The sequence below is a fragment of the Mesorhizobium sp. M0587 genome, from assembly GCF_040320945.1.
In the GTDB taxonomy this organism is placed as follows: domain Bacteria; phylum Pseudomonadota; class Alphaproteobacteria; order Rhizobiales; family Rhizobiaceae; genus Mesorhizobium.
In genome coordinates this window covers 83,293-107,930 of record NZ_JAMYQP010000008.1, presented here as the reverse complement: position 1 = coordinate 107,930, position 24,638 = coordinate 83,293, and the positions used below count along the sequence as shown (strand labels likewise).

The window sequence follows — 24,638 nt, the reverse complement described above, 5'->3', positions numbered from 1 at the left end:
GCCAGGTGGTTCCCCACTCCGTCGCTGCTTCGCAGCGCCACCTCCCCCCTCCGGAGGAAGAGGAAAGGACTTTGCTGCCGCACCTACGCCAGCTTCGCCAACAATTTCATGAAGATGGCGATCTCCTTGGCCGTGAGCGGTGCCAAGGTTTCCTCCGTAATCTCGCGGGCCAGCGGGATCAGGCGCTCGATCGCGTCGCGGCCTTGCGCGGTGAGGTTGACCAGCAGCCGCCTTTTGTCGATCTCATGCTTGGAAAGCTCGACCAGGCCGCGCGCCTTCAGCCTGTCGATGACCCCCTTGACCGTTGCCGCGTCCATGGCGATCAGCGTTCCGAGCTGGTTCTGCGAGGTTTCGCCGACGTCGCGCAGTTTGGCCAGTGCCGCGAATTGCGGCGGCGTCAGATCGCCGATATGCGCGGCAAAAATCGAGACGTGGCGCTGGTGTGCCTTGCGCAGAATGAAGCCGACCTGCTCCTGCAAGCGATAGTCGTTTTCGTCAGGCTCTTCGGCCTCGACGAGCTTGAGCAAATTGTCCTCGGCGCTCATCGCAGCCCGTCCCAAGCCTCGATGTCCGCGGCGGCCAGACCGCCCATGCGGTCGTGCACGCGCGGGCCGCAGGTCATGGCCAGGCAGAACAGGATCTCATCCGGGCGCGGGCCGTCGCTGACGCCGACTTCCATGGCGTCGAAATGGCTGCGCACATAGGCGGCATTGATGTGGCCGAGCGGCACATCCAGCCGCGAGCCGAAGGCGCCGACCTTCTTGGCCGACGGCACGATCGCCTTGGCGTCGCCGAGCCGCTCGCGCATGGCGTAGCCCCCCGGCACATGCCAGAGCGCGCCGTGCTCGAGTTCACCCGATGTGCCGACGATGGCGCCCTTGCCATAGCCGTCGATCTGCTTGACGTCGCCGCCGAGGGCCGCGATCAGCCGGTCTGCGAGCAGCAAGCCGAGCGGCTTCAGATCGTCCATGGCGCTCTGCAAATCCTCGACATAGCGCCCGGCGAAGGGGTTCTTCACCAGCGCCATGGCGGCGGCGCGGCGGCGCGGCACCTTGGCCGCCGGCCCGCCCTCGTGAAAGATCTCTTCGGTCAGAACCACGATCTTGCGGATCGGAAACTCAGGCATGGGCAACTTCCTTCCCTGGACTTTTGTTGGGCGCGGCAAGCGCCATGGAACCATCGATGCGGGTCTGGCCGGCAAGGAACAGCGCCGACGCGGCGACCAATCCCCTGCGGCGGAAATCTTCGGCGACGGCAAGTCCGTTGTCCAGCGCCGCGGCGATCTCGGTTGGAGAAAGCGGGCCGACCCCTTGCGTCACCAACCTGTCTCCAAGGTCATTGTCCGGCGCCAGATCGCGCGCGGGCACGCGCCGAATGGCCTCATGGCCGGGCAGGTCGACGGCATTGGCGATCAACGTCGCGGCTGCATCGGCTTCGGCCCCGGTCCGCGCCAGCACCGTGACGGCGTCGGCTATGCCCAGGGAAAACGAGCGTCCGCGCCAGCCGCTGGTGGCGACGCCGCGTACGCCGTCCCCGGCGCGGATGACGACGCGGTCGGCAAGGCCGTGGCCAGTCCCGGCAATGGCAAGGGTGATCGACTGGCCGGCACCGAGATGAAGCGCGCTGTCGCCGCCGTTGTTGACATAGGCGCGATCGAGTTCCCGCCCGGCAACGAGAGCGGCAAGTATTTCGTCGGCTACCGAACCGGCGACGGCCGCCATCGGCGTGATGAAGCTTTGCGCCAGCGGCGCGACCGCCGCCGCCATGCGCCGCGCCGTCGGACCGGCGAAGCTGCGCGAATTGAGGCTCGCTGGCCGCCGAAGTTCGGCCAATTCCTCCACCAGTTCGGGCAGGATGGTCTGGAATCGCGCCACGGCCTGCTCATAGGCCTGCCGGCATTCGCGCGCTTCCCCAAAAGCCTCGACGATCAGGTCGATCGGCCCGTGGTTGAGATGCAGCCGCTTGCCGTCCTGCAGCCAATGCGCTTGCGGGCCGTTCATCGTCATCCAGCCTCGTTCGCGGGCGCGCGCCGCAACTGCACCAGAGGCGGCCATGGGTTGCCGGCCGCGGCACCCGTGCCATGGCGCGGATTGAGGTACTCGCCGCCCTTGGCGACGATATCGTCGAGGCTGCGGATCTCGGCTTCGTAGCCGCCGAGCCTGACATAATCGTCGCGGCGCAAGGTGAATTCGATCGGCGCCACCAGTGCCGGCGTCGGCACATAGCCGAAGGCATTTTCCGGCACCCGTGTGACGTCGACCATCAGCGTGATGCCGCCGCCCGGCCAGACATAGACCGGCGCGCCACCCACAGTGACATAGGTGGTGAGCCCTTGCACGGAACGGGTGAGATTGACCGGATTTTCGGTGACGCCGGCGCGCAGCGAGCCGCCGGCGCCGCCAATGAACAGCACCGTGCACAATGCCGGCTCGCAATTGTCCTCGATCAGCTCGACGGACTTCAGCAGCCGTTCGGGAAACGGTTTTTGGACCGGCTTCAAGTCGTCGTCGAGCTCGTAATAGGCGAACTGTTCGCCGGTGGTCGAAACCATCAGCAGCGACAGGCCGGGCCGCGCGCCCTTCTTGGCATTCCATTCGCCAAGGATCGACAGCGGGTCGGAAATACTGGTGCCGCCCCAGCCGAGGCCGGGCTCGGACACCTTGAAATAGCGGCCCGGCGTCGAACGGCGACCGATGATTTTTATGCCGGTGTCTTGCCAGCCCAGCACCTTGCCGGCCTGGTGTTCGGAAACGACGCCGGTAATGTGGTCGTCGACCACCACCACTTCGTCGACCAGCCCGCGCCATTGCGTGGCGAACATGCCGATCGTGGCCGACCCGCAACCGACGCGCATTCGGTGTTCCTGCTTGCCGTCGATGACAGGCGGTTTGCCGGCTTCGACGATGATGGTGGCGCCGCCGTCGATGGCGAGTTCCACCGGCTTGCGATTGCACAAATCGAGCAGCGCATCGCAGGTGGCGCGCCCTTCGGCCTTGGAGCCGCCGGTCAGATGATGCACCCCGCCCAGCGACAGCATCTGCGAGCCATATTCGCCCGTGGTGACATGGCCGATCGCCTCGCCTTGCGATCGCACGACAGCCGTTTCGGGTCCGATATGACGGTCGGTGTCTATCTTCACCTTGACGCCGCAGTAGGAGAAGATGCCTTCGGTGACGACGGTGACGAGATCGACGCCATCGACTTCCTGGCTGACAATGAACGGAGCCGGCTTGTAGTCGGGATAGGTGGTGCCCGCGCCGATGGCGGTGACGAAGCGGCGGCCGGTATTGACCAGTTCGCCGTCCCACGCTTCGCCTTCGGCCACGAAAGGCACCACGGCGGCGCCGGTCTCGGAGGCATGGTCGAGGACGGTCAGCGGGTCCATCCGCACGATCCTGCCGCCGACATTGCCGTAGCGGTCGCAAGCGCCGGTGCGGCCATCCGATATGTAGCACATCACCGGGCAGGCATCGCAGCGGATCTTTTCCGCCACCAGCTTCTCGCCGGGATCATGCGTCTCAAAACGCTCGGCAAGCTCGCTCATTGGCGCGCCTCCTTCTCGCGGATGGCGGCACGGATACGTGCCGGCGTCGCCGGAATCTTGGTGACCAGGACACCTGTGGCGTGGCGGATGGCGTTGAGGATCGCCGGCGCCGTCGGGATCAGCACATGCTCGCCCAGACCCTTGGCTCCGAACGGCCCTTCCGGATCCGGAACTTCGATCAGGATGGTCTCGATCGGCGGCACGTCGCCGATGGTCGGAATGAGATAGTCGTGCAGATTCTCGGTGCGGCCGGGGATATACTCCTCCATCAGCGCCATGCCGATGCCTTGCGCGATGCCGCCTTCGATCTGGCCCTCGACCAGCAGCGGATTGATCGCCTTGCCGACATCGTGCGCTGCGGTGATCTTGATCAGCTTCACCGTTCCGAGCTTGAGATCGACCTCGAGCTCGGCGATCTGTGCGCCATAGCCATAGACTGCATAGGGTTTGCCCTGGCCCTTGGCGTCGAGCGGCAGCGTCGGCGGGTCGTAGGTCTCCTCGGCGCGGAAGACGAAGCCGTCGGCATCCGCGTCAAGAGTGGCAAGATCGATGCGGCGCGCGGCCTCGCCTTCGCGGATGACGATCGCAGACCCGTCCAGCCGGAGGGATGCCTTTTCGGAAACATTGGCAAAGCGCAGGATATTCTCACGCAAGGCACGGCCGGCTTTCTCCGCCGCCTTGCCGGTGACGAAGGTCTGGCGCGACGCGGACGTCTTGCCGGCATCGGGGCTGATTGCCGTATCGGCGCTCTTCAGCCTGAATTTCTCCAGCGGCAGGCCGAGCGCATCGGCGCAGATCTGGGTGATGACGGTGTTCGAGCCCTGGCCGATATCGACGGCACCCTGATGCAGGATGACGTCGCCCGAAGCGGCGATGCCGACCCGGATGGTCGACGGATTGGGCAGTGAAGTGTTGCCGCAGCCATACCAGCATGACGCGACGCCAACGCCGCGCTTTCTATCCACCGTGGCGTTATTGAATGCATCCGCATCGACCTTCGCCCGTGTCCAATGCGGCCGCAGGGCTTCCAGGCACTCGGCAATGCCGACGCCGGAGTCCAGCCTCTGCCCGGTAACCGTTTCGGAGCCGTTCCGAAGGCAGTTCTTCAGCCGAAACTCGAGCCTGTCCATGCCGAGCCTGCCGGCCAGCTCGTCATAGAGCGTCTCCTGCATGATCGTCGCTTGCGGCACGCCGAAGCCGCGGAAGGCTCCGGAGATCGGACCATTGGTGTGGATGGCCCGGCCTTCTGCCCGGTAGTTCGGTGTCGTATAAGGTCCTGAGGCATGCACCGGCACGCGATTGGCGACGGTCGGCCCCCAACTGGCATAGGCGCCGGTGTCGAAATCGCCTTCGAAAATCATGCCGGTGACATGGCCGTCGGCATCGGCCCCGATGGTCGCCTTCATCTCGGCCGGATGACGCTTGGTCGTCGATATCATCGATTCGTTGCGGGTGTAGGTGAGCGCCGCCGGCCGGCCGGTCTTCAAAGCCACAAGGCCGATCAGCGGCTGCAGCGACACATCGAGCTTCGAGCCGAAGCCGCCGCCGGTAGCGGTCGGCACGATGCGCACCTTGTCGACGGGCAGGCCAAGCACCTTCGCTGTGTCGTCGCGATCCATATAGGGCGCCTGGGTGCAGGCGACCACGACCAGCGTGTCACCATCCACATAGGCATAGCCGGCTTCCGGCTCGATATAGGCGTGCTCGACATAGGAGGTGTCGATCGCGCCCGAGACCGTGATCGCTGCTCCGGCGAGAGCCGCTTCGGGATCGCCGCGTTCGACAAAACCGGAGGTAAGCAGATTGGCCGGACGGCTGTCATGAATCAGTGGCGCACCATCGGCCTGCGCTTCGCCGGGCAGCAGGAGATGCGGCAGCTCGGTCCAGCGGATTGGGAAATCCGACAGGTCGAGATCGAGGATGGCCTCGCGCTCGCCGGCGACCAACGCCACCGCCTCGCCGCGCAGGCGAGCAAACCCTTCGGCCAGTGCCGGCTGGTCGGCAAACGGGCCGATAACGCCGAAACAGTTCTTTCCGGGAATGTCGGCGGCGGTGAAGACGCCGGCTATGCCAGGATGCACTTTCGCCCAGCCGTCGAGGTCACCGAAGACGAAACTGGCGTGATAATGCGGCGAGCGGACCACGAGCACGCAAAGCGCATCGGCGGGGAAGGAATCGCCGCCGAATTTCTCAGCCCCGGTGACCTTTGGCACGCCATCCAGCCTGATGGGCGAGGAGCCCACGGCATGACCCGATTGAGGCAGACGGAAGTCGAGGTCGTCAGCCTGGCGGGAGGCATCCATCACCGCCTCGATGATCTTCCGATAGCCCGTGCAGCGGCACAAAATACCGCCCAGAGCATCCTGCACTTCCGTCTCGGTCGGGCTGGGTCTCTTGTCCAGCAGCGCGGTTGCCGCGACCAGCAACGCCGGCGTGCAGATGCCGCATTGCGCCGCGCCATGGGAGAGGAAGGAGGCCTGCAATGCCGACAGCCGGCCATTGGCGAGCCCCTCGATCGTCGTCACCGATGTACCAGCGGCGGATGCTGCCGACATCAGGCAAGCGCAGACGGGATCGCCGTCGACCAGCACCGTGCAGGCGCCGCAATCGCCGGCGTCGCAGCCCACCTTGGTGCCGGTCAACAACAATTCGTCGCGCAGCACCGAGGACAATCGGCGTAGCGGCGGCACACTGACCGAGACGGCGGCGCCGTTGACCGCGAAGGCGATGTCGGCGCGCTCAGGGCCGATGCCAGCGCGAACTCCGCCGAGATCGGGCAGAGTTTTATCTACTTCAGGCAGAATCTGGCTCATGCCGCCACCATCTCGTTCGTCTGTCCGCAGGCCATCAGCACGGCGCGGGCGACAATCTCGCGCACCGCGTCGAGCCGATATTCGGCGCTGCCGCGCACATCGGCGATCGGTGACAGCTCAGCCATCGGCGCGGACTGGATCGCAGCGGCGAGCCCACGATCCGCCGGCAATCCCAGCAACGCGGCTTCGACGCCGGCAAGCCGCTTGGCCACCGCCGAACAGGAGCCGACGGCGACGGCCGCGTCCGCAAGCATTCCATTTTCCACGACGAGCCGTGCAGCCACCATGGCGATGGAAATAACGAGATAGCGGCGTGCGCCGAGCTTGACGAAAGCCGACGTGCCGGCAGGCCTAGGCACCCGGATGGCTGTGACCATCTCGCCCGGCTGCAACGCGGTGCGGCGGTTGCCGAGAATGAAGTCCGGCAAGGGCAGATGGCGCGTCGTGGCCGCTGAACGCAATTCGACCTCGGCATCCAGGACCAGCAGGCCCGGCACGCCATCTGCCGCTGGAGAGGCGTTGCAGAGATTGCCGGCGACCGAGGCGACGTTCTGGATCTGCGCCGAGCCGACCTCGCGCGCCGCCTGCTTCAGCGCATCGAAAGCCGGCGGCAAGGGATGACGGATGACATCGGTCCAGGTCGTCCGCGCGCCGATGACCCAGTGGCTGGCGGTTTCGCTAATGCCGCGCAATGCCGCGAGGCCGTTGATGTCGAGAACGTCGTCGCGAAAGGGCCTGGCGCCCTGCGCCGGATAGAAATCGGTGCCGCCGGCAAGGATACGCCAGGCGCCCTCGCCAAGCAGAGCGAGCGCCTCGTCGACCGTGGTGGGTTTCGCGTAACGGATCACGCTTTGCCTTCCAGAAAGAGGCCTGTCAGAACCGGTACTTCGAAATTCTCCGGCGTCAGTACCGGGCAAAATTCATTCGTATGCAAATGATATCAAGCCAGTGGAAATTGTCAAAGCCGGAGTTTGCCGAAACTTGGCCGGCACGCATTTGTCACGCTGCCAGAGGTTGACGCAGCCGGCCATCTGGTCAAGTTTCTGCGTCCGGTCGCGTCAGCGGCATTTTTTCACTGAGAGCGCACTCCCGCGACAACCAAGAGGAAGCCAATGGCCGACGAAGCGCTTGTTGTCATCGACCTGCAGAACGACTTCTGCCCCGGCGGCGCGCTGGCGGTGGCCGGCGGCGACGAAATCGTGCCGCTGGTCAATGATTTGATCCGGCGAACCGACCATGTCGTGCTGACGCAGGACTGGCACCCCGCCGGCCATTCGAGCTTTGCCTCCAGCCATCCGGGCGCGCAGCCTTTCACCATGATCGACATGCCCTATGGCCAGCAGACATTGTGGCCGGATCACTGCATCCAGGGCAGCCTCGGTTCGGATTTCCACTCCGGCCTCGCCTGGACCAAGGCCGAACTCGTCATCCGCAAGGGATTTCGGCCTGCGATCGACAGCTATTCTGCCTTTTTCGAGAACGACCGCACGACACCGACCGGCCTCGCCGGCTATCTCAGGGAACGCGGCATCGACACGCTGACGCTGGTCGGCCTGGCGACGGATTTCTGCGTCGCCTTCTCGGCGCTGGACGCCGTCGGCCAGGGTTTCAAGACCACCGTGCGGCTCGATGCCTGTCGCGGCATCGATCTCAACGGTTCGGTCGAGACGATGCTGGCGAAAATGCGCGACGCCGGCGTGACGCTTGAAGATCACGCGGCGGACTGAACGGGTCATGGGGGGGTCGAGGGGGTTTTTGCCGGCTGGGACAGGCGCGGGCGTTGTCATCGTCTTCGCCATGCTGTTGCCTGCACAGGCACTGGCGGCGGAAGAACATGGCCTGCCCGGCGCCTCGATGTCGCTGTGGTGGGCGTTGCCTTTCGCCGGCCTGCTGCTGTCGATCGCCACCGGTCCGCTGCTCTTCCATCATGTCTGGGAGCACCACTGCGGCAAGATCGCGGCTCTTTGGGCGGCGCTGGTGGTCGTGCCTCTGGCATCGGCTTTCGGTGCTCCCGCCGCGAGCGAGGCGGTGCTGCATGCCCTGCTCACCGAATACATGTCCTTCATCATCCTGCTTTTCGCGTTGTTCACCATTTCGGGCGGCATTCTGGTAGCCGGCAACATTCACGGCACGCCGCTGGTCAATGCCGGGCTGCTTCTGATCGGGGCGCTGCTGGCCTCGGTCATCGGCACGACCGGAGCCTCGATGATCCTGATCCGGCCGATCATCCGCGCCAACGACGCCAGGCCGTTCAACGCCCATGTCATCGTCTTCTTCATCTTCCTGGTTTCCAACATCGGCGGATCGCTGACGCCGCTCGGCGACCCACCGCTGTTCGTCGGCTTCCTGCGCGGCGTCGATTTCTTCTGGACCACCGCCAACCTCTGGCGCGAGACCTTTTTCGTTGGCGGCGTGGTGCTGTTGGTGTTCCTGGCGACCGACATCATCGTGCACCGGCGCGAGGCCGGCGCCCCGAAGATCAAGGATCCGACACCGGATACGAAGATACGCATCCGCGGTCTGGCCAACATCCCGCTGCTGGCCGGCGTCATCGGCGCCATCCTGCTTTCCGCCACCTGGAACCCCGGCGTGAGCTTTTCCATCCAGGGCGTCAGCCTCGAACTTCAGAACCTGGTGCGCGATGCCCTCATTCTGGCGCTGGCCTTCGTTTCGCTGGCGGTTTCACGCAAGCAATACCGCGAGGCGAATGGCTTCAATTGGGAGCCGATATCGGAAGTGGCGAAACTGTTTGCCGGCATCTTCATCTGCATCGTGCCGGTCGTCGCCATCCTCAGGGCCGGTCACGACGGCGCGCTGGCGCCGCTGGTCGCGCTGGTCACGTCATCCTCGGGCGAGCCCATCGACCTCGCCTATTTCTGGCTGACTGGGGCGCTGTCGTCCTTCCTCGACAATGCCCCCACCTATCTGGTGTTCTTCGAACTCGCCGGCGGTGATCCGCGGCACCTGATGGGCGATCTTGCCTCGACATTGGCGGCGATCTCGGCGGGTGCCGTGTTCATGGGCGCCAACACCTATATCGGCAATGCCCCCAACTTCATGGTCTATGCCATCGCCAGGCAGCGCGGCGTCCGCATGCCCAGTTTCTTCGGCTACATGCTGTGGTCGGGGCTGGTGCTGATCCCGACATTCTTGATCGCGGGTTTTCTGTTTTTCGGCTGATCAGCCCACGCCGACATAGCGCCTGACCGCCGACGGATCGGCGCGCAGGTCCTCGACATCGGCCGTCTCGCGGTTGCGGCCGTTCTCGATGAAGCAAACCCGGTCGGCGACGGACAGCACCGCATCGACCCGCTGTTCGACCAGGATGGTCGAGACGCCCATGCCGCGCAGCTTCGACACCGTCTCGCGAATTTTTGCGATCATCGACGGCATCAGCCCCTCGGTCGGTTCGTCGAGCAAAAGCACCCGCGGTTCCAGGCAGAGCGCGCGCGCCATGGCCAGCATCTGCTGCTCGCCGCCGGACAAGGTGCCCGAACGCTGCCTGAGCCGCTGGCGCAGCAGCGGGAAAAGGTCGAGCACGTTTTCCCGCACGGCCTTCCCCTTGCCTCGGGCCATCAGCCCGATCTCGATGTTTTCCGCCACCGTCATCTCGGCGAACAGCCGCCTGCCTTGCGGCACATAGGCGACACCGGCCTTCGGCACCTCGTGCGCCGGCAGGCCGGTCAATTCCTGGCCGCCGAGCCTGATCGAACCGGCGCTGGGCGGGACAAGACCCATGATAGCCTTGAGCGTCGTCGTCTTGCCGGCGCCGTTGCGGCCGAACAGGCAAAGCACCTCGCCCCTGTTCAGCACGAGATCGAGGCCGTAGAGCACCTGGACCTCGCCGTAGAAGCAGTCCAGGCCTGAGATGGTGAGGGCCGTCACTTGCGTCTTGCCTGTTTCACTCATGGGGCCGTCCCCAGATAGGCTTCCTGCACCGCCGCGTTTTCGCGGATCGCCTCGGGTGTGCCTTCGGCCAGGATCTTGCCGGCGTTGAAGACGGTGATGCGGTCGGCCAGCTGCATGACGACGGGCATGTTGTGCTCGATCAGGAGCACCGTGGCGCTGTTGGCGATGTCGCGCACAAGTGCGATGAAATTGTCGATCTCGCTGTCGGCCAGCCCCTGCGTCGGCTCGTCGAGGATCAGCAGGCGCGGTTTCAGCGCCAGGCCCATCGCCACCTCCAGCAGCCGCTGGTGGCCATAGGACAACTGCCCGGCCGGCATATGGGCGCGGTCGGCCAGGCCGGTGCGTTCGAGCGCCGACATGACGCCTGCCTTGATCGCGCCCTTCGAAAGGCCATCGCTCAACGTGAGCTGCACCGGCAGCGCGACATTGTCGTAGACCCTGAGGTTGGCGAAGACACTGGTGATCTGGAAGGTGTAGGCGATGCCCCGCCGCACCCTGGCGTAGGCCGGCAGGCCGGTAATGTCGGCGCCGTCGAAGGTGATCGCCCCCGAAGACGGCTGGATGCGGCCGCTGATCAGGCTGACGAAGGTGGTCTTCCCAGCCCCATTGGGCCCGATGACGGCGCGGATCTCGCCCGGCACCAAGGTGAAATCGACGCTGTCGACGGCGCGCAGGCCGCCGAAATTGCGTGACAGGCCTTTCGTCGTCAGAAGAGGTGTCATGGCAGCCACCCGAGCCAGCGCTGGCGGATGGTGCCCAAAATGCCTTTCGGAAAAAACAGCACCAGCAGAATGAGCGCGATGCCGACGATCAGCAGATAGGCCGAGGTGTAGCCGCTGGTGATGTCGATGACATAATACATGAACAGCGTCCCGAGCAGCGGCCCGAGCGTGGTGGCCGCGCCGCCGAGCAGCACCCAGAGCAGCGGCAGGATCGAGTACTGCACCGAAGCGAAACTCGAGCCGACATAGCCGAACAGCAGAGCGTAGGCAGCGCCCGAAGCAGCGCAGATCGTGCCGGAGACAAGCACGGCGACCAGCTTGTTGGAGAACGTGTCATAGCCGAGCATCTTCGTCCGCTCCTCGTTCTCGCGGATGGCGACCAGCACGCGGCCATATCTGGAGCGGACGGTCGCCAACGTAACGAACAGCGCGAGTGAGAACAATACCAGTGCAACCATATAGCGGACGGTTGGGTTGGTGAGGTCGAATGATGTCGCGCCAAGGGACAGAAAACGCGCCGGCTGCGGCACGACCATGCCCTGATCGCCGCCGGTCCATGCCGCGAAATAGAGGATGACCAGGTAAAACACTTGGGCGAACATCATGGTGACGATCATGAAGGCGACGCCCGTGGTGCGCAGCGCCAACAAACCGATCACCAGCGAAAGAACGACACCACAGCCGAGACCTGCGGCGAATGCCGCCGGCATGCTCCAGCCGAGCTGGATGACCGTAAGGCCGGCGCCGTAGAGCCCGGCGGCAAAGAACATGGCGTGGCCGAGGCTGAGCAGGCCGACATAGCCGAACAGCATGTTGTAGCCCATGGCGAAGACCGCCAGCACCATGATGCGGGCAAGCAGGCCGTGATAATAATCCGGCAGCAGGAAGTTCAGCGCGAAGAGCAGCGCGATGACGCCGATATGCAGGCCATAGGCTTTTGCCGGCGAAGCTTCGCTCATCGCGCGGCCGTTCCGAACAGGCCTTGCGGCCGGAACACCAGCACCATGGCGACCAGCAATGTGGCTATGATCTTGGCCAGGGTCGGCGAGAAGAACATCGAGATGATGCCGTCGGAAAGGCCGATCAGGACGGCGGCGACGACGGTGCCGCGCAGCGAGCCGAGGCCGCCGATGATGACGACGATGAAGGAGAGCAGCAGCGGGTCCTGTCCCATCAAGTAATGGGCCTGGCTTATCGGCACGATCAGCACCGCGGCGATGGCCGCCAGCATGGCGCCAAGCGCGAAGACGCCGCCATAGACGCGGCCGACAGGAATGCCGAAGGCCTGCGCCGTCTCGCTGTCATACTGTGTGGCGCGCATCACGAGGCCGATCTTGGTGCGCGTCAGCACCAGCCATGTCGCGATCAGCAGGAGCGCCGATGCGGCGATGATCGAGAGCTTGTAGCCGGAATAGCCGAACCACGGCAGAAGGATGCGGTAGCTGAAGGGCGGCTCCACGGGCCGCGCCTCCGGACCATAGAAGGTCAGAGCCAGCTGCTGGATGATGTAGAGCATGCCGATGGTGGCCACGATGGTGGCTTCCGGATTGTAGTTGAGCCGGCGCAGCACCAGCCGCTCGGCAATCAGCGCAATGGCGCCGACGATCAGCGGCGCAATCACCAATGCCGCCAGGAAGCCGAGCGCCGGATGGCCGCCGATTGCGGTGGTGATCGCCCAGGCGAGCACGGCGCCGAGCATGAAGAACTCGCCATGGGCGACATTGACGACGCGCATGACACCGAACACCAGCGACAGGCCAAGCGCCGTCAGCGCCAGCACGGCCGAGGTGACCAGGCCTTCGAGGGCGGCGAGGAGGAGGTGGGGACCGAAGTGCATCGGCTATGCACCGGCGGATGCGCGAAGCACCCCCCTCTGGCCTGCCGGCCATCTCCCCCTCAAGGGGGGAGATTGGCAGTTTCTGCGATGGCGGCCATTTACCGGCCTTGGCATTTGGCGAAAGCGGCGGGGACAGCCGATCTCCCCCCTTGAGGGGGAGATGTCCGGCAGGACAGAGGGGGGTGGCTTGGCGCTCACGTTTGCTGGAGGAGCTAGGCCTAGAGCGCCTGCTTCGTATAATCCCCCTCGGCCTCGTAAAGCCCGTCCTCGATCTTGGTCTTGTGCACGACCTTGAGCTTGCCGCCTTCGACCTTGGAGATGTTCTGGATGCCGAAACACTGGTGGATCTTGCCGTTGAAGGTTTTTGCGCCCTGCGGGTGCTCGGGGCCTTCGGCGAAGGCGGTCAGCGCCTCGGTCGCCTCGACCAGCTTGGCGCGGTCTTCCGGGCCCTTGTAGCCGGCATCCTCCATCGCTTTCTTGACGACATAGAGCGTCTCCCAGCACCCGAACATGTGGGCGGCGGTGGAGACGTCCTTGGGATCGCCGACGGCCGCACCATTGTCGTCGATGCCGACGGCGGCGCGATAGGCTTTCTGCGCCTCGGAATCATCGGGCTGCGCATAGCGCGGAGAGCCTTCCCAGAAATGGCTGCCGTCGAGGAATTCCAGCCCGGGGCTGTTGATGTCGACGGCCTCCAGCGAATCGATGAAGCCGAACAGCTGCGGCCGGTTGGAGCCGTAGAACTCGCCGAGCTCCTTGACGAAGGTGAGCACGGCCGGACCGACCATGACGTGGTAGATCACCTCGGTCTCGGCCGGGATCTGCGGAAAATATTTGGTGAAGGACGATTCCGTCGGCGGGATGGCGATCTGGGCGATGACGTCGGCGCCCTGCGCCTTCAGTGCCGGCGGCAGGTAATCGCGGTGGTCGTAGCCGAAGGCGAAATCGGGGAAGATCTGCGTCACCTTCTTGCCGGCATTGGCCGCGATCCAAGGCGCCATCGATTGGATCTGGCTCTTCACATCGGTAATGCCGGGCTGGAAGACGTAGCGGTTGAGCTTGGTCGAGGCGACGTGATGGCCCTCGCTGACGACGAAGTAGGGCATCTTGGCTTCGCCGGCGGCGGGTGCCGAGCCGATAACGACGTGCGAAAACAGCGTGCCGAAGACGATGTCGGTCTTGTGCTGAGTGGCGAACTTGCCGACAACCTCGGCGCCGCGGCCGGGATCGGTGCCGTCATCCTCGATGATGACCTCGACCTGACGGCCATTGATGCCGCCGGCGGCGTTGATCGCCTTGACCGCCGCGGCGGTGGTCTTCTCGTACCAGCGGCCATAGGCGGCGCCGATGCCGGTGCGGTGCGACTGGAAGCCGATCTTGATCGGCGCCGAGCTCTGCGCCTGGGAATAGCGGACGAAGCCTGGCGCCACGGCAAGGCCAGCGCCGGCGGCCAGTCCTTTCAGCGCGGTGCGGCGGGTGAACCCAGTCTTGGAGAGATCGAAAAACCCATTCTTGTCAGTCACGGCAGTTCCCCTGTTTTTTGAGTTTTGACCAATGGCTGGAACGTAGCATGCCCATCTTTGCAGATGGGCAAAATTGCATGTGTACAAACTAAATCACCAAAGTCCGGACACGGCAATGCCGGTTCCCTAGGGGAATCCCGATTTATTTTCCAGCGCAACCGGCTCAGCCGACCGTCGGGGTTGCAAGCAGCCAGAGACCGAAGACGGTGTAGGCGATCATAAGCAAGGTAAGCGGGAACTGGTTGAGCGCGGCGCGGGCGGGCTGCGGGTGCATCCGCCAGGCAAAGCCGTGGGCGACGAGGACGGCCAGCACGTGTCCGAGAACGATGGCTCCGGCCTGGACATTCCACAGCCACCAGGCTGAGTCCGCGCCGGCAACGATACCGGCCTCGATCTGCATGTCGGCGGTGCCGAACAGGTTCCAGCCGAGCGCGAACGGGTCGGACAGAGCGGCAAGCGCATATTGGCCGTCGACCAGCAATGCCGTCAGATAGTGCGCCACATGATAGGCAAGCGCGATCGGCACGATCGACCAGACCAGCAGCCCCGCGGCTTGGCCGAATGATCGATCGCTGCCGGCAAGCCGCTGGCCGAGCCAGACGGCGAAAAGGAACACCGCTGCCAGCAGTACGAAAGCCAGGACCAGTCCGAAGCTGCCGCTGCCGATCACCGCTGTGCGGCCGGGGAATTCGAGCGGATTGATGCCGAACAGGCCGAGCCAGAAGAAGGTTTTCGACAGGCCGTCGAAGGATACTGACGACAGGGCCAGCAGCAGGAACGCGATGCCGCTGACCGGTAGCGGCTCGGCGGCTGAAAGCTTGGCGCCCGGCCAGCACAGGCCAAGCCGGCCGGCTTCGTTACGCTCGACGATGGCGAAACGCGCCACCATCGAGAAGAAGATCGTCAGGAACTCGCCACCGCGGCTCCATTGCCGATATCCAAACACCAGCATGGCGAGGAAAGAGAACAGCCAGTAGAGACCGGCAGCCCAGGCCAGCCGTGCCGGATCGTCGGGCGCCGGATCGATGAGTTCGAACCAGGCAAAGGCGAAAAACAACAGGGCGGCGGGCCAGCAGCCAAGCCAGCGGGGAAGGCGCCATGGCCCCTCGTCGCCTCTGCTAAACAGGGGCGAGATGAGCCGCCACGGCCCATACCACGGGTTGAGCCATGACCAGAGATCGCCGAAGACGCCTTGCAGCAGCGTGAGACCGGCCCACAGCAAGGTCCAGATCATCAGCGGCAGCGGGTTGGAGAGCGGGTCGCGGCTGCCGAAAACGCCGGCGGCAAGTAGAATTGCAAAGCCGGCAAAGGAGATCAAGCTGATGACGGGACGGGCGCTGTCGCCGAGTGTGAAGAGCGGGAGGCGCCGGCACCAGAAACGCTCAAGCCTATCCGCCGGCAACAGCGCCAGCACGAGAAAACTGATCGCCACGGCAAAAGCGCCTCCGATCAGATAATAGCCGGTCGGCAGAAGCAGGACATGGCCACGGTCGGAGGCGTGGGCGAAGGAGGGAGTGGGTGAGATAAGCAACAGAGCGACAGGCAAAAATGCCAATGACCGACGACGGCACTCTACGGCGCCCCCCTCTGTCCTGCCGGACATCTCCCCCTCAAGGGGGGAGATTGGCGGTCTCTCTGTCGGCGCTTCCCTTGCAACGCCGGAGGTTGGCGAAGGAGAAGATGACAGCTTGATCTCCCCCCTTGAGGGGGAGATGTCCGGTAGGACAGAGGGGGGCGCCAGGGGACTCAGCCTATCCGATTTTGCCGTCTCGTATGGCGATGCCGGAAGCACCGGTCGTCCCCCTCACACCTTGACCAGTTGCTCCACGCGATCCTTTTCCCCAAAAATGCGCAGATACCGCTCGATCTCCTTGAGGTCGCCGGTCGCCTTGGCCGGATTGTCGGAGAGCTTGACCGCCGGCCTTCCGTTGGCCTCGGTGACCTTGCAGACCAGCGAAATGGCGTCGAGGCTGTCGGTTGCCGTAGGCGCGCAGCCCTCGAAATCATTGGTCAGGTTCGTGCCCCAGCCGAAGGACATGCGCACCTTGCCCTTGAAGTGGCGGTAGGTTTCCTCGATGGTCTCGACCTCGAGCCCGTCGGAGAAGATCAGCAGCTTCTGCTTGGGGTCCTTGCCCTTCTCGCGCCACCAGGACAGGATCTTCTCGCCGCCCTCGATCGGCGGCGCGCTGTCGGGGCGGAAGCCGGTCCAGTCGGCCACCCAGTCCGGCGCGTCGCGCAGGAACGAGGCGGTGCCGAAAGCGTCGGGCAGCACGATCAGCAAATTGCCGCCATAGTAGCGCTGCCAGTCTTGCAGCACCTTGTAGGGGGTCTGCTTCAATTCCTTTTCCGAATTGGCCAGCGCCCCAAACACCATCGGCAGTTCATGCGCGTTGGTACCCAGCGCTTCGAGATCGTTGTCCATGGCCAGAAGCACGTTGGAGGTGCCGGTGAAAGCCTCGCCGATGCCTTCCTTGAGCGCCTCGACGCACCAGCGCTGCCATAGGAAGGAATGGCGCCTGCGGGTGCCGAAGTCCGAAATGCGGATGCCGGGCAATGCCTTCAGCCGTTCGGTCTTGGCCCACATCTTGGACTTGGCGCGGGCATAGAGCACATCGAGTGCGAAGGGCCCGAAGGCCCGCATGGCCGCGCGTGACCGGAGTTCGTTGATGATGGCGAGCGCCGGGATTTCCCAGAGCGTGGCGTACATCCACGGGCCGCTGAAGGAGAGCTCGTATTGGCCATCGCGCTTGGAGAGTTCATAATCGGGCAAGCGGAAGCCTTCCAGCCAGGCGAGGAATTCCGGCTCGAAGATCTGCTTGCGGCCATAGAAATTGTTGCCGCCGAGCCAGATCATCTCCTTCTTGGAGAAGCGCAAGGTGCGGGCATGATCGAGCTGCTCGCGGAGTTCGCCTTCGTCGATATCGTCGGCCAGCCGCACGGATGTGGTGCGGTTGATCAGCGAGAACGTGGTCTCGACCTTGGGGTACATGCCCCAGATCATCTGCAGCATCAGCAGTTTGTAGAAATCCGTATCGAGCAGGCTGCGCACGATCGGGTCGAGCTTCCAGGTGTGGTTGTAGACGCGCCGCGCAATATCGGTCTTAGCCATGTTTCAACACTGCCTTCGCTGCTTGCTATCCACAACCGCGACAGGCCTCATAACATCGAATTGACCAAAACGCTGCCCGGTTTCAGGCTGGCCCGACAAAAAGAAAACCCTGCGCATCCCTGCCGGCAATCAACGGCGACACGCCGCTATCAACGCCCAGGTTTGCCGCCGATGACCCTGAGTGCCGGGCGCTTACGGCGGCTGACGAGGCGGCCCGCCACTGGAGCATCGGCGCGGCCGTCATCCTGCGCCTTCTCGGCAAACAGCCAGTCGATGAACACTTGCACGATAGGCGTCGCACGCATTTCATTGCGGCAGACGATGTAGAAATCGTCGACCGCCGGCACCGACAGGCTGAACGGCGCGACCAGCATGCCCCGGGCCAGCAGCGCGCTTGCCGTCACCGAATCGCCGAGCGCCACGCCATGGCCATGAACCGCGGCCTCGGCCGCCATTCGGGCGTCGCCGAGATGATGGCGGCGGCCGCGCTCGAGATCCAGGGCGTCCGCGGCGGCCAGCCAGGTGTGCCACTCTCGGCCGTCGTCGCCGTGCAGGAAGACATGGTCGGCCAGATCCCTGACGCCGCGGATCGGCCGGTTGTTGATCAGGGTCGGGCTGACCACGGGAAACAGTTCGAGGCCCGACCATTTGCGCATCCAGCAATCGGTCCAGCTGCCGTCGCCATAGTGCACGCAGACATCGATGTGCGCCGCGCGGATATCCCTGGCATCGTTGGACGGGACAAGTGTCAGCTGGATATCGGGATATTGCGCGGTGAAGCTGCCCAGCCGAGGCGTCATCCACAACAACAGCAATGCCGGCACGCAGGAGACCGACAGCGCGCCGCTGCTCGCCGGCCGTGTCAGCCGCTGGGTGGCGGCGGCGATGCCTTCGAATGCGGCCGATACCGCCGGCACAAGTTCGGCGCCATGCGGCGTCAGCTTGATCCGCTGGCCGACACGCTCGAACAGCTTGACGCCTAGCGATTGCTCGAGCGCCTTGATCTGGTGGCTGATGGCGCCATGGGTGACATTCAGCTCACTCGCGGCCTTGGTCAACGAGCCATGGCGTGCCGTTGCCTCGAAGGCGCGCAACGGGTTCAGGGGCGGCAGGCGGTTGGCCATCGGCATCCGGGTTAATTGTGAGGTTTTCTCACAGCGAATACCCTAACAATATCATTTGATTTTTCAATGCGGCTGCCGGACACTTTGGCCCGGACCAGCATCAAGACGTGAAATCAGCAGGTAGCCAGCGGGGCAGCGAACCGGCCGGATGAAGGCCGGTTCGGCAGATGTCGCTGGAATTGCACTGCATCAGCCCGGGAGAAATGGGATGGGTTACGATCGCGGCAAGCTCGATGCGTTGCGTCGCAAATATGGCGAGAGCCATGGCGGCGAGATGTTCGACCCGAAATTCCGCAAGGTCGCGGACAAGATCTTTTCCAAGAGCGGCACGCGGCTGGCGCCCTATTCCGGCATCCCGACCTTCCTTGCCGCGCCCTATCGTGAAATCACAGCCGAGAACCCGGATTTCGGCGACCTGCAGGTGGCGATGATCGGCGTGCCGATGGATCTCGGCGTCACCAACCGGCCGGGCTCGCGTTTCGGGCCGAGGGCACTGCGCGCCATCGAGCGGATCGGCCCTTACAATCACGTGCTGGAATGCGCCCCCACGCATGAACTCCGGGTCGCCGATATCGGCGACACACCGTTCCGCAGCCGTTACCGGCTGGAGATCAGCCATGAAGATATCGAGCTGCGCACCAACCAGATCGTCGATGCCGGCGTCATTCCACTGTCGGTTGGCGGCGATCATTCGATCAGCCATCCAATCCTGAAGGCCGTTGGCAAGAAGGCTCCTGTCGGCCTGATCCACATCGACGCCCATTGCGACACCAGCGGCCTGTTCGACATGACCAAGTTCCACCATGGTGGCCCGTTCCGCAATGCGGTGCTCGACGGCGTGCTCGATCCGACGCGCACCATCCAGATCGGCATCCGCGGCTCGGCCGAGTATCTGTGGGAGTTCACCTATGAATCCGGCATGACCGTGATCCACGCCGAGGAGGTAACCGGTCTCGGCATCCCCGCCATCATCGAGAAGGCGCGCAAGATCGTTGGCGACGGGCCGACCTATGTCTCCTTCGATATAGACAGCGTCGATCCGGCCTTCGCGCCCGGCACCGGCACGCCGGAAGTCGGCGGACTGACGACGCGCGAAGTGCTCGAGCTGCTGCGCGGTCTCAAAGGCCTCAACATCGTCGGCGGCGACGTCGTCGAGGTGGCGCCGCAATATGACGCCACCACCAACACGGCGCATGCCGGTGCCCAGGTGCTGTTCGAGATACTCAGCCTCATGGTGTTCAGCCCGGCCATCGCCAAGCGAGCCTGAAATCCGGAAAACCAAGGCGGCCGCCGCGCTGGAGCCGGCGGCCGCCTCAAACAATCAAAAGCTTCCAGACAGGGGAATAGCAATGACAATCCATACGACACTCAGATCATCCATCGCCGCTGCTCTGATGCTCGGCACCGTTGGTCTCGGCCTCGCGACACAGGCCGCCAATGCCGACGCGCTGGCGGACATCACCAAGGCCGGCACCATCAATGTCGGCGTCTTCGCCGACTTTCCGCCCTTCTCCTCGGCCAGCGCCGACATGAGCCTCAAGGGCTACGACATGGACGTCGCGCAATACATTGCCGACACGCTCAAGGTGAAGCTCAACCCCATTGCCGTCACCGGCCAGAATCGCATTCCCTATCTCAACGACCATCGCGTCGACCTGCTGATGAGCGTCGGCTATTCGAAGGAACGTGAGCAGGTCATCGACTTCGCCGCCGCGTACGCGCCCTATTACATCGCGGTGATCGGCCCTGCGGCGATGGCGGTCAAAGGCAAGGAAGACCTCGCCGACAAGTCGATCGCCGTCAATCGCGGCACGCTCGAGGACACCTCGCTCACCGAGGCTGCGCCCGCGTCGGCCGACATCAAGCGTTTCGACAACTACAATTCGGTGATCCAGGCTTTCATTTCCGGCCAGACCCAGCTGATGGTGGTCGGCAACGATGTCGGCGCGCAGGTGCTGGCACGCCAGGAAGCGCTGAAGCCGGAGCAGAAGTTCCAGCTTCTGACCTCGCCCTCGCATATCGGTCTCAACAAGAACGAGGATACTCTAAAGAAGGCGGTCAACGACGCCATCGCCAAGATGCTGGCCGACGGCAAGCTGGACGAAAGCTCGAAAGCCTGGCTGAAGACGCCGCTCAATCCCGACAACCTCAAGGACTGAGTTTCCGTGGCCTTTGCCTGGCTTCCCGGTGCTGCGGGAGATATCGCGCGCGGGGCGGCCACGACGATCCTGCTGATCGCCGTGACCACGCTTGCCGGAACCTTCCTCAGCATCCTGGGTGCCGCGGGACGGCGAAACGGCCCGGTGCTGCTGCGCCGGGCCATCGCCTGGTATGTCGAGATCGTCCGCAACACACCATTCCTGGTGCAGCTGTTCTTCATCTTCTTCGGGCTGCCGAGCCTCGGCATACGGCTCGACCCGATGCTGGCCGCCATGCTGGCGATGACGCTCAACATGGCGGCCTACACGATCGAGATCGTGGGGGCCGGACTTGACGCCGTGCCTGGCGGGCAGACGGAAGCCGCCTTGGCGCTCGGGCTGCGGCCACGCCAGGTGTTCGTCAAGATAGTGTTGCCGCAGGCGCTCAAGGTGATCTATCCGGCGCTCACCAGCCAGATCGTCATCATGATGCTGGAGTCCGCCGTCGTCTCGCAGATCGCCGTGCGCGAACTGACCTATGAGGCCGACATGCTGCAGGCGCGCACCTTCCGCTCCTTCGAGACTTATCTTGTCGTGACGCTGGTCTATCTCGTCCTGTCGATGGCCTTGCGCCGTCTGCTGGTTACAGGCGGACGCCGCGCCTTGGGGGCTGGCGTGTCATGATCGAATTCACCTTCTGGGACATCGTTCGCAACCTGCTGCTTGCCGCCCGCTGGACCGTGCTTTTGTCGCTGGCCGCATTCGCCGGTGGTGCGGTCGTGGGCATGATCGTCCTGTTCTTCAGGATCGCCAAAAACAGATGGAGCCGGCGCCTTGCCTCCGGCTACATCGCCCTGTTCCAGGGAACGCCTCTCTTGATGCAGCTTTTCCTGATGTTCTTCGGGCTGCCGATGCTCGGCCTGCGCATCGAGCCGTGGACGGCCGCTGTGCTCGGCCTCACCTTCTTTGCCAGCGCCTATCTCGCTGAAATCTGGCGCTCCGGCGTCGACGCGCTGCCATCAGGCCAATGGGACGCCGGTGCCAGCCTTGGCCTGCACCGCCTGCAGGAGCTCAGGCTGATCATCCTGCCGCAGGCATTCTCTATCACCCGCGCCCCGATTGTCGGGTTCCTGGTGCAGCTCATCAAGTCGACGGCGCTGACCTCGATCATCGGCTTCGAGGAGCTGGTACGGACCTCCAACGCCATCAACAATGCGACATTCGAGCCGTTCAAAGTCTATGGGCTGGTGGCGCTGATCTTCTTCGTCATGTGCTTTCCGCTGACGCAATATGCTCGCCGGCTCGAAAAGCGGGCGCCGGCGCGCTGAGCCACGAGCGCATCCGTGAAGCGGTGAACCGCCGGCCGTGGTCGTCGATGGTCATCAGGCGGTCGTCCAGGTCATCCCCCGGCAAGACGCGGCAGCAGGAAGATCTCCGCCCCCTGCGGCAGTTCCTTCGACCACGTATCGCGATAGATCGTCCCGTCGATGGCGACGGCGATGCCGCGGTCGATCAGCGGCTCAAGGCCGGGATACTGTTCAGCCAGTTTTCTGAACAGCTCCCTTATGTCCTTGGCTTCGACCTCGACCTTGCTCTTGCCGCCGGCGAGTTGGCCGAGCGCGCCCCAGAGCGTGACTTCGACCATCCGCGAGCTCTAGCCTCCCCGTTCCGCCTCGATCGCCGCGAGAATCCGTGGCGGCGACATCGGAATGTGCGTCATGCGCACGCCGGCGGCATTCGACACCGCATTGGCGATCGCCGCCAGCGGCGGCACGATCGATGTCTCGCCGACGCCGCGCACACCATAGGGATGGTTGGGGTTGGGGATCTCGAGGATCTGCGTATCAATCATCGGCAGGTCCGAACAGACGGGGATGCGATAGTCTAGGAAACCGGGGTTCTGGAGCCGCCCGTCCTTGCCGTAAATATACTCCTCGTTGAGTGCCCAGCCAATGCCTTGGGCGGCACCGCCCTGGTACTGGCCCTCGACATAGGTCGGGTGCACCGCCTTGCCAGCATCCTGCACCACCGTGTAGCGGATGACCCGCGTGGCGCCGGTCTCGGGATCGACCTCGATATCGCAGATATGAGTGGCGAAGGAGACGCCTGCCCCATCGGCGACGAGCTCGCTGTGGCCTGCGATCGGTCCGCCGGTCTTGCCCGAATCGGCCGCGATCTCCTTCAGCGACAGTTTTCCGAGATTGCCGTGCTTCTCGCCTTTGGCAATCGCATGGCCCTTCTCCCAGACCACGTCGTCGACGGCAATGTCCCACATCTGCGCTGCGCGTTCGCGCAGGATCTTGATGGCATTGCGGGCGGCCGAGATCGTCGCCATCGAGGAGGAGAAGGTGCCCCGGCTTCCATCCGTCATGTCGTTGTAGCCGAGGCTGGACGTGTCGGCGACTACAGCCTTGACCTGGGCGTAGTCGATGCCGAGCTCCTCCGCCGCCACCAGCGACAGCGACGCGCGCGAACCACCGACGTCCACCGTGCCGACGGCAAGCGAGACCGAGCCGTCCATGCCGATATTGAGGTCGGTGCAGGTCTGGCCGCCGAAGTTGAACCAGAAGCCGCAAGCCATGCCGCGGCCCTGGTTCTTGCCGAGCGGAGCCTTCATGTGCGGATGGTCCTTCGCAGCCTCGAGCGTCGGCCCGATGCCGATCGGGCCGTAGACCGGTCCGTAGGAAGACTTGGTGCCTTCCTGGGCGGCGTTCCTGATGCGGAACTCGACCGGATCGATGCCGATCTCCTTGGCCAGCTCGTCGACGGCGCTTTCCACCGCGAACGCCGCCATCGGCGCCGAGGGCGCGCGATAGGCCGCCGTCTTCGGCCGGTTGACCAGCACTTCGTAGCCCACCGTCTTGACGTTATCGAGCTTGTAGCAGGCAAACGCCGTCATGGCGCCGATCTCGGCCCAGGAGCCGGCATACGGTCCGCAACTGTAGCGCAGCGTCGCTTCGGCGGCGGTGATGGTGCCGTCCTTGCGAGCGCCGATCTTCACGTCGATCGAGGTGGCGCTGGTCGGGCCCGAGGCGCGGAACACCTCGTCGCGGGTCATCACCAGCTTGACCGGGCGCCCCGCCTTGCGCGACAGCGCCAGCGCCACCGGCTCGGCCCAGACATGGGTCTTGCCGCCAAAACCGCCGCCGATCTCCGACGAGGTGACGCGCAGCTTCGAGGCTTCCATGCCGAGCAGCTGGGCGCAATGCTGGCGATAGACGAAATGGCCCTGCGTGCAGACCCAGAGGTCGGCGGTGCCGTCGGACGAGACGCTCGCCACGCAGGCGTGCGGCTCGATATAGCCCTGGTGCGTCTGCTCGGTCTTGAACGAGCGCTCGACGATAAAATCGGCGTGCCCGAAACCCTGATGGGTATCGCCGTGGCCAAACTGGCTACGCTTGGTGACGTTGGACGGCTTTACCGGCTTTTCCTCGAGGCCTTCGGTGAAGATCGTGTCGTTGATCAGGGGTGCCGAGTGCTTCGCCGCCTCGTCGACATCGGTGACATGCGGCAGGACCTCGTATTCGACCTCGATGAGTTTCAGCGCCTGCCTGGCCGTGCGGGCGTCGACGGCGGCGACCGCGGCCACCGCGTGGCCGTCGTAGAGCGCCTTCTTGCGCGCCATGCAGTTGTCGAGGATGTCGTACATGGCGGAATCGCCATCGGTGAGGTCGGGCAGGTCGGCCGCGGTGATCACCGCCTTCACGCCCGGAAGCTTCTCAGCCTTCGAGGTGTCGATCTTCTGGATCTTTGCGTGTGCGTGGGGGCTGCGCAGGATGCGTCCGACCAGCTGGCCGGCCATGTTGAAGTCCGCGCCGTAGCGCGCGCGGCCCGTCACCTTGTCGACGCCGTCAGGGCGGATGGGCCGGGTGCCGACCGATGTGAAATTGCGAGTGGAGTAACGCGGATCGAAATTCAT

The 24,638-nt window shown here is 64.4% G+C and carries 22 protein-coding genes; 6 read left to right on the top strand and 16 right to left on the bottom strand.

The window, feature by feature from the left end; all coding sequences use genetic code 11:
• Nucleotides 1-83: 83 nt before the first annotated feature.
• From NKI49_RS10045 to NKI49_RS10020, 6 genes are read right to left on the bottom strand one after another with little or no spacing between them, the layout of a single operon-like run.
• On the bottom strand, nucleotides 84-545 hold the full coding sequence (locus NKI49_RS10045; RefSeq protein ID WP_352602811.1) for a MarR family winged helix-turn-helix transcriptional regulator: 462 nt from the start codon (nucleotides 543-545) through the stop codon (nucleotides 84-86).
• Complete coding sequence (locus tag NKI49_RS10040) at nucleotides 542-1,126, bottom strand: amino acid synthesis family protein (RefSeq protein ID WP_352602809.1); 585 nt, start codon at nucleotides 1,124-1,126, stop codon at nucleotides 542-544. Before NKI49_RS10040 ends, NKI49_RS10045 begins: the two co-directional genes overlap by 4 nt.
• A complete protein-coding gene (locus NKI49_RS10035; RefSeq protein WP_352602831.1) occupies nucleotides 1,119-2,000 on the bottom strand; it encodes a UPF0280 family protein in 882 nt (293 codons plus the stop codon). Before NKI49_RS10035 ends, NKI49_RS10040 begins: the two co-directional genes overlap by 8 nt.
• Nucleotides 2,001-2,002: 2 nt before the next feature.
• Nucleotides 2,003-3,544 carry a 6-hydroxynicotinate reductase gene (locus NKI49_RS10030; protein ID WP_352602807.1) on the bottom strand — a complete coding sequence of 514 codons (1,542 nt, stop codon included), beginning with the start codon at nucleotides 3,542-3,544 and terminating at the stop codon, nucleotides 2,003-2,005.
• Nucleotides 3,541-6,357, bottom strand: coding sequence for a molybdopterin-dependent oxidoreductase (locus NKI49_RS10025; protein ID WP_352602805.1), 2,817 nt, complete (start codon nucleotides 6,355-6,357; stop codon nucleotides 3,541-3,543). The genes NKI49_RS10030 and NKI49_RS10025 overlap by 4 nt, the downstream gene beginning before the upstream one ends.
• Nucleotides 6,354-7,205, bottom strand: coding sequence for an FAD binding domain-containing protein (locus NKI49_RS10020; protein WP_352602803.1), 852 nt, complete (start codon nucleotides 7,203-7,205; stop codon nucleotides 6,354-6,356). Before NKI49_RS10020 ends, NKI49_RS10025 begins: the two co-directional genes overlap by 4 nt.
• Nucleotides 7,206-7,469: 264 nt before the next feature.
• On the opposite strand from NKI49_RS10020, the gene pncA reads away from it, so the two are divergent.
• Nucleotides 7,470-8,084, top strand: coding sequence for a bifunctional nicotinamidase/pyrazinamidase (gene pncA / locus NKI49_RS10015; protein ID WP_352602801.1), 615 nt, complete (start codon nucleotides 7,470-7,472; stop codon nucleotides 8,082-8,084).
• A gap of 70 nt (nucleotides 8,085-8,154) precedes the next feature.
• Nucleotides 8,155-9,537, top strand: a complete 1,383-nt coding sequence (locus NKI49_RS10010; protein ID WP_352602829.1) for a sodium:proton antiporter — start codon at nucleotides 8,155-8,157, stop codon at nucleotides 9,535-9,537.
• Here NKI49_RS10010 and NKI49_RS10005 read toward each other — a convergent pair whose 3' ends face one another.
• The 8 genes from NKI49_RS10005 to gcvA all read right to left on the bottom strand — a co-directional run bounded on the left by NKI49_RS10005 (nucleotide 9,538) and on the right by gcvA (nucleotide 18,581).
• Nucleotides 9,538-10,266, bottom strand: coding sequence for an ABC transporter ATP-binding protein (locus NKI49_RS10005; RefSeq protein WP_352602799.1), 729 nt, complete (start codon nucleotides 10,264-10,266; stop codon nucleotides 9,538-9,540). It lies immediately after the preceding gene.
• Nucleotides 10,263-10,988, bottom strand: a complete 726-nt coding sequence (locus NKI49_RS10000) for an ABC transporter ATP-binding protein (RefSeq protein WP_352602797.1) — start codon at nucleotides 10,986-10,988, stop codon at nucleotides 10,263-10,265. Before NKI49_RS10000 ends, NKI49_RS10005 begins: the two co-directional genes overlap by 4 nt.
• Entirely contained in the window at nucleotides 10,985-11,947 is a 963-nt protein-coding gene (locus NKI49_RS09995) for a branched-chain amino acid ABC transporter permease (RefSeq protein WP_352602795.1), read from the bottom strand. The genes NKI49_RS10000 and NKI49_RS09995 overlap by 4 nt, the downstream gene beginning before the upstream one ends.
• A complete protein-coding gene (locus NKI49_RS09990) occupies nucleotides 11,944-12,825 on the bottom strand; it encodes a branched-chain amino acid ABC transporter permease (RefSeq protein WP_352602793.1) in 882 nt (293 codons plus the stop codon). The genes NKI49_RS09995 and NKI49_RS09990 overlap by 4 nt, the downstream gene beginning before the upstream one ends.
• Before the next feature lie 218 nt (nucleotides 12,826-13,043).
• Nucleotides 13,044-14,348, bottom strand: coding sequence for an ABC transporter substrate-binding protein (locus NKI49_RS09985; RefSeq protein WP_352602791.1), 1,305 nt, complete (start codon nucleotides 14,346-14,348; stop codon nucleotides 13,044-13,046).
• Nucleotides 14,349-14,511: 163 nt separating this feature from the next.
• Nucleotides 14,512-15,951, bottom strand: coding sequence for a hypothetical protein (locus tag NKI49_RS09980; protein ID WP_352602789.1), 1,440 nt, complete (start codon nucleotides 15,949-15,951; stop codon nucleotides 14,512-14,514).
• A gap of 201 nt (nucleotides 15,952-16,152) precedes the next feature.
• Nucleotides 16,153-17,457, bottom strand: a complete 1,305-nt coding sequence (pncB, locus tag NKI49_RS09975; protein ID WP_352602787.1) for a nicotinate phosphoribosyltransferase — start codon at nucleotides 17,455-17,457, stop codon at nucleotides 16,153-16,155.
• Between the two features lie 149 nt (nucleotides 17,458-17,606).
• Entirely contained in the window at nucleotides 17,607-18,581 is a 975-nt protein-coding gene (gene gcvA, locus NKI49_RS09970; protein WP_352602785.1) for a transcriptional regulator GcvA, read from the bottom strand.
• Between the two features lie 208 nt (nucleotides 18,582-18,789).
• On the opposite strand from gcvA, the gene speB reads away from it, so the two are divergent.
• From speB to NKI49_RS09950, 4 genes are all read left to right on the top strand, one after another.
• A complete protein-coding gene (speB, locus tag NKI49_RS09965; RefSeq protein WP_352602783.1) occupies nucleotides 18,790-19,848 on the top strand; it encodes an agmatinase in 1,059 nt (352 codons plus the stop codon).
• Nucleotides 19,849-19,930: 82 nt separating this feature from the next.
• Nucleotides 19,931-20,740 (top strand): transporter substrate-binding domain-containing protein, encoded by an 810-nt coding sequence (locus NKI49_RS09960; RefSeq protein WP_352602781.1) that lies wholly within the window; start codon nucleotides 19,931-19,933, stop codon nucleotides 20,738-20,740.
• Nucleotides 20,741-20,746: 6 nt separating this feature from the next.
• On the top strand, nucleotides 20,747-21,403 hold the full coding sequence (locus NKI49_RS09955; protein WP_352602779.1) for an amino acid ABC transporter permease: 657 nt from the start codon (nucleotides 20,747-20,749) through the stop codon (nucleotides 21,401-21,403).
• Nucleotides 21,400-22,047 carry an amino acid ABC transporter permease gene (locus tag NKI49_RS09950; protein ID WP_352602778.1) on the top strand — a complete coding sequence of 216 codons (648 nt, stop codon included), beginning with the start codon at nucleotides 21,400-21,402 and terminating at the stop codon, nucleotides 22,045-22,047. Before NKI49_RS09955 ends, NKI49_RS09950 begins: the two co-directional genes overlap by 4 nt.
• Nucleotides 22,048-22,118: 71 nt before the next feature.
• Here NKI49_RS09950 and NKI49_RS09945 read toward each other — a convergent pair whose 3' ends face one another.
• Nucleotides 22,119-22,364 (bottom strand): MoaD/ThiS family protein, encoded by a 246-nt coding sequence (locus NKI49_RS09945; protein WP_352602777.1) that lies wholly within the window; start codon nucleotides 22,362-22,364, stop codon nucleotides 22,119-22,121.
• A 9-nt stretch (nucleotides 22,365-22,373) separates the two neighbouring features.
• Nucleotides 22,374-24,638: a xanthine dehydrogenase family protein molybdopterin-binding subunit gene (locus tag NKI49_RS09940; RefSeq protein ID WP_352602827.1), complete on the bottom strand. Its 2,265-nt coding sequence runs from the start codon at nucleotides 24,636-24,638 to the stop codon at nucleotides 22,374-22,376.

Excerpts from the sequence above, each read along its gene's own strand:
- pncB (WP_352602787.1), bottom strand. The coding sequence starts at position 17,457 with ATGGCTAAGACCGATATTGCGCGGCGCGTCTACAACCACACCTGGAAG.
- NKI49_RS10000 (WP_352602797.1), bottom strand. The coding sequence starts at position 10,988 with ATGACACCTCTTCTGACGACGAAAGGCCTGTCACGCAATTTCGGCGGC.
- NKI49_RS09980 (WP_352602789.1), bottom strand. The coding sequence starts at position 15,951 with ATGTCCGGCAGGACAGAGGGGGGCGCCGTAGAGTGCCGTCGTCGGTCA.
- speB (WP_352602783.1), top strand. The coding sequence starts at position 18,790 with ATGGGTTACGATCGCGGCAAGCTCGATGCGTTGCGTCGCAAATATGGC.
- NKI49_RS09995 (WP_352602795.1), bottom strand. The coding sequence starts at position 11,947 with ATGAGCGAAGCTTCGCCGGCAAAAGCCTATGGCCTGCATATCGGCGTC.
- NKI49_RS10035 (WP_352602831.1), bottom strand. The coding sequence starts at position 2,000 with ATGAACGGCCCGCAAGCGCATTGGCTGCAGGACGGCAAGCGGCTGCAT.
- NKI49_RS10040 (WP_352602809.1), bottom strand. The coding sequence starts at position 1,126 with ATGCCTGAGTTTCCGATCCGCAAGATCGTGGTTCTGACCGAAGAGATC.
- NKI49_RS10030 (WP_352602807.1), bottom strand. The coding sequence starts at position 3,544 with ATGAGCGAGCTTGCCGAGCGTTTTGAGACGCATGATCCCGGCGAGAAG.
- pncA (WP_352602801.1), top strand. The coding sequence starts at position 7,470 with ATGGCCGACGAAGCGCTTGTTGTCATCGACCTGCAGAACGACTTCTGC.
- NKI49_RS10005 (WP_352602799.1), bottom strand. The coding sequence starts at position 10,266 with ATGAGTGAAACAGGCAAGACGCAAGTGACGGCCCTCACCATCTCAGGC.
- NKI49_RS09950 (WP_352602778.1), top strand. The coding sequence starts at position 21,400 with ATGATCGAATTCACCTTCTGGGACATCGTTCGCAACCTGCTGCTTGCC.
- NKI49_RS10025 (WP_352602805.1), bottom strand. The coding sequence starts at position 6,357 with ATGAGCCAGATTCTGCCTGAAGTAGATAAAACTCTGCCCGATCTCGGC.
- gcvA (WP_352602785.1), bottom strand. The coding sequence starts at position 18,581 with ATGGCCAACCGCCTGCCGCCCCTGAACCCGTTGCGCGCCTTCGAGGCA.
- NKI49_RS10045 (WP_352602811.1), bottom strand. The coding sequence starts at position 545 with ATGAGCGCCGAGGACAATTTGCTCAAGCTCGTCGAGGCCGAAGAGCCT.
- NKI49_RS09945 (WP_352602777.1), bottom strand. The coding sequence starts at position 22,364 with ATGGTCGAAGTCACGCTCTGGGGCGCGCTCGGCCAACTCGCCGGCGGC.
- NKI49_RS09990 (WP_352602793.1), bottom strand. The coding sequence starts at position 12,825 with ATGCACTTCGGTCCCCACCTCCTCCTCGCCGCCCTCGAAGGCCTGGTC.
- NKI49_RS09960 (WP_352602781.1), top strand. The coding sequence starts at position 19,931 with ATGACAATCCATACGACACTCAGATCATCCATCGCCGCTGCTCTGATG.
- NKI49_RS09940 (WP_352602827.1), bottom strand. The coding sequence starts at position 24,638 with ATGAATTTCGATCCGCGTTACTCCACTCGCAATTTCACATCGGTCGGC.
- NKI49_RS10010 (WP_352602829.1), top strand. The coding sequence starts at position 8,155 with ATGCTGTTGCCTGCACAGGCACTGGCGGCGGAAGAACATGGCCTGCCC.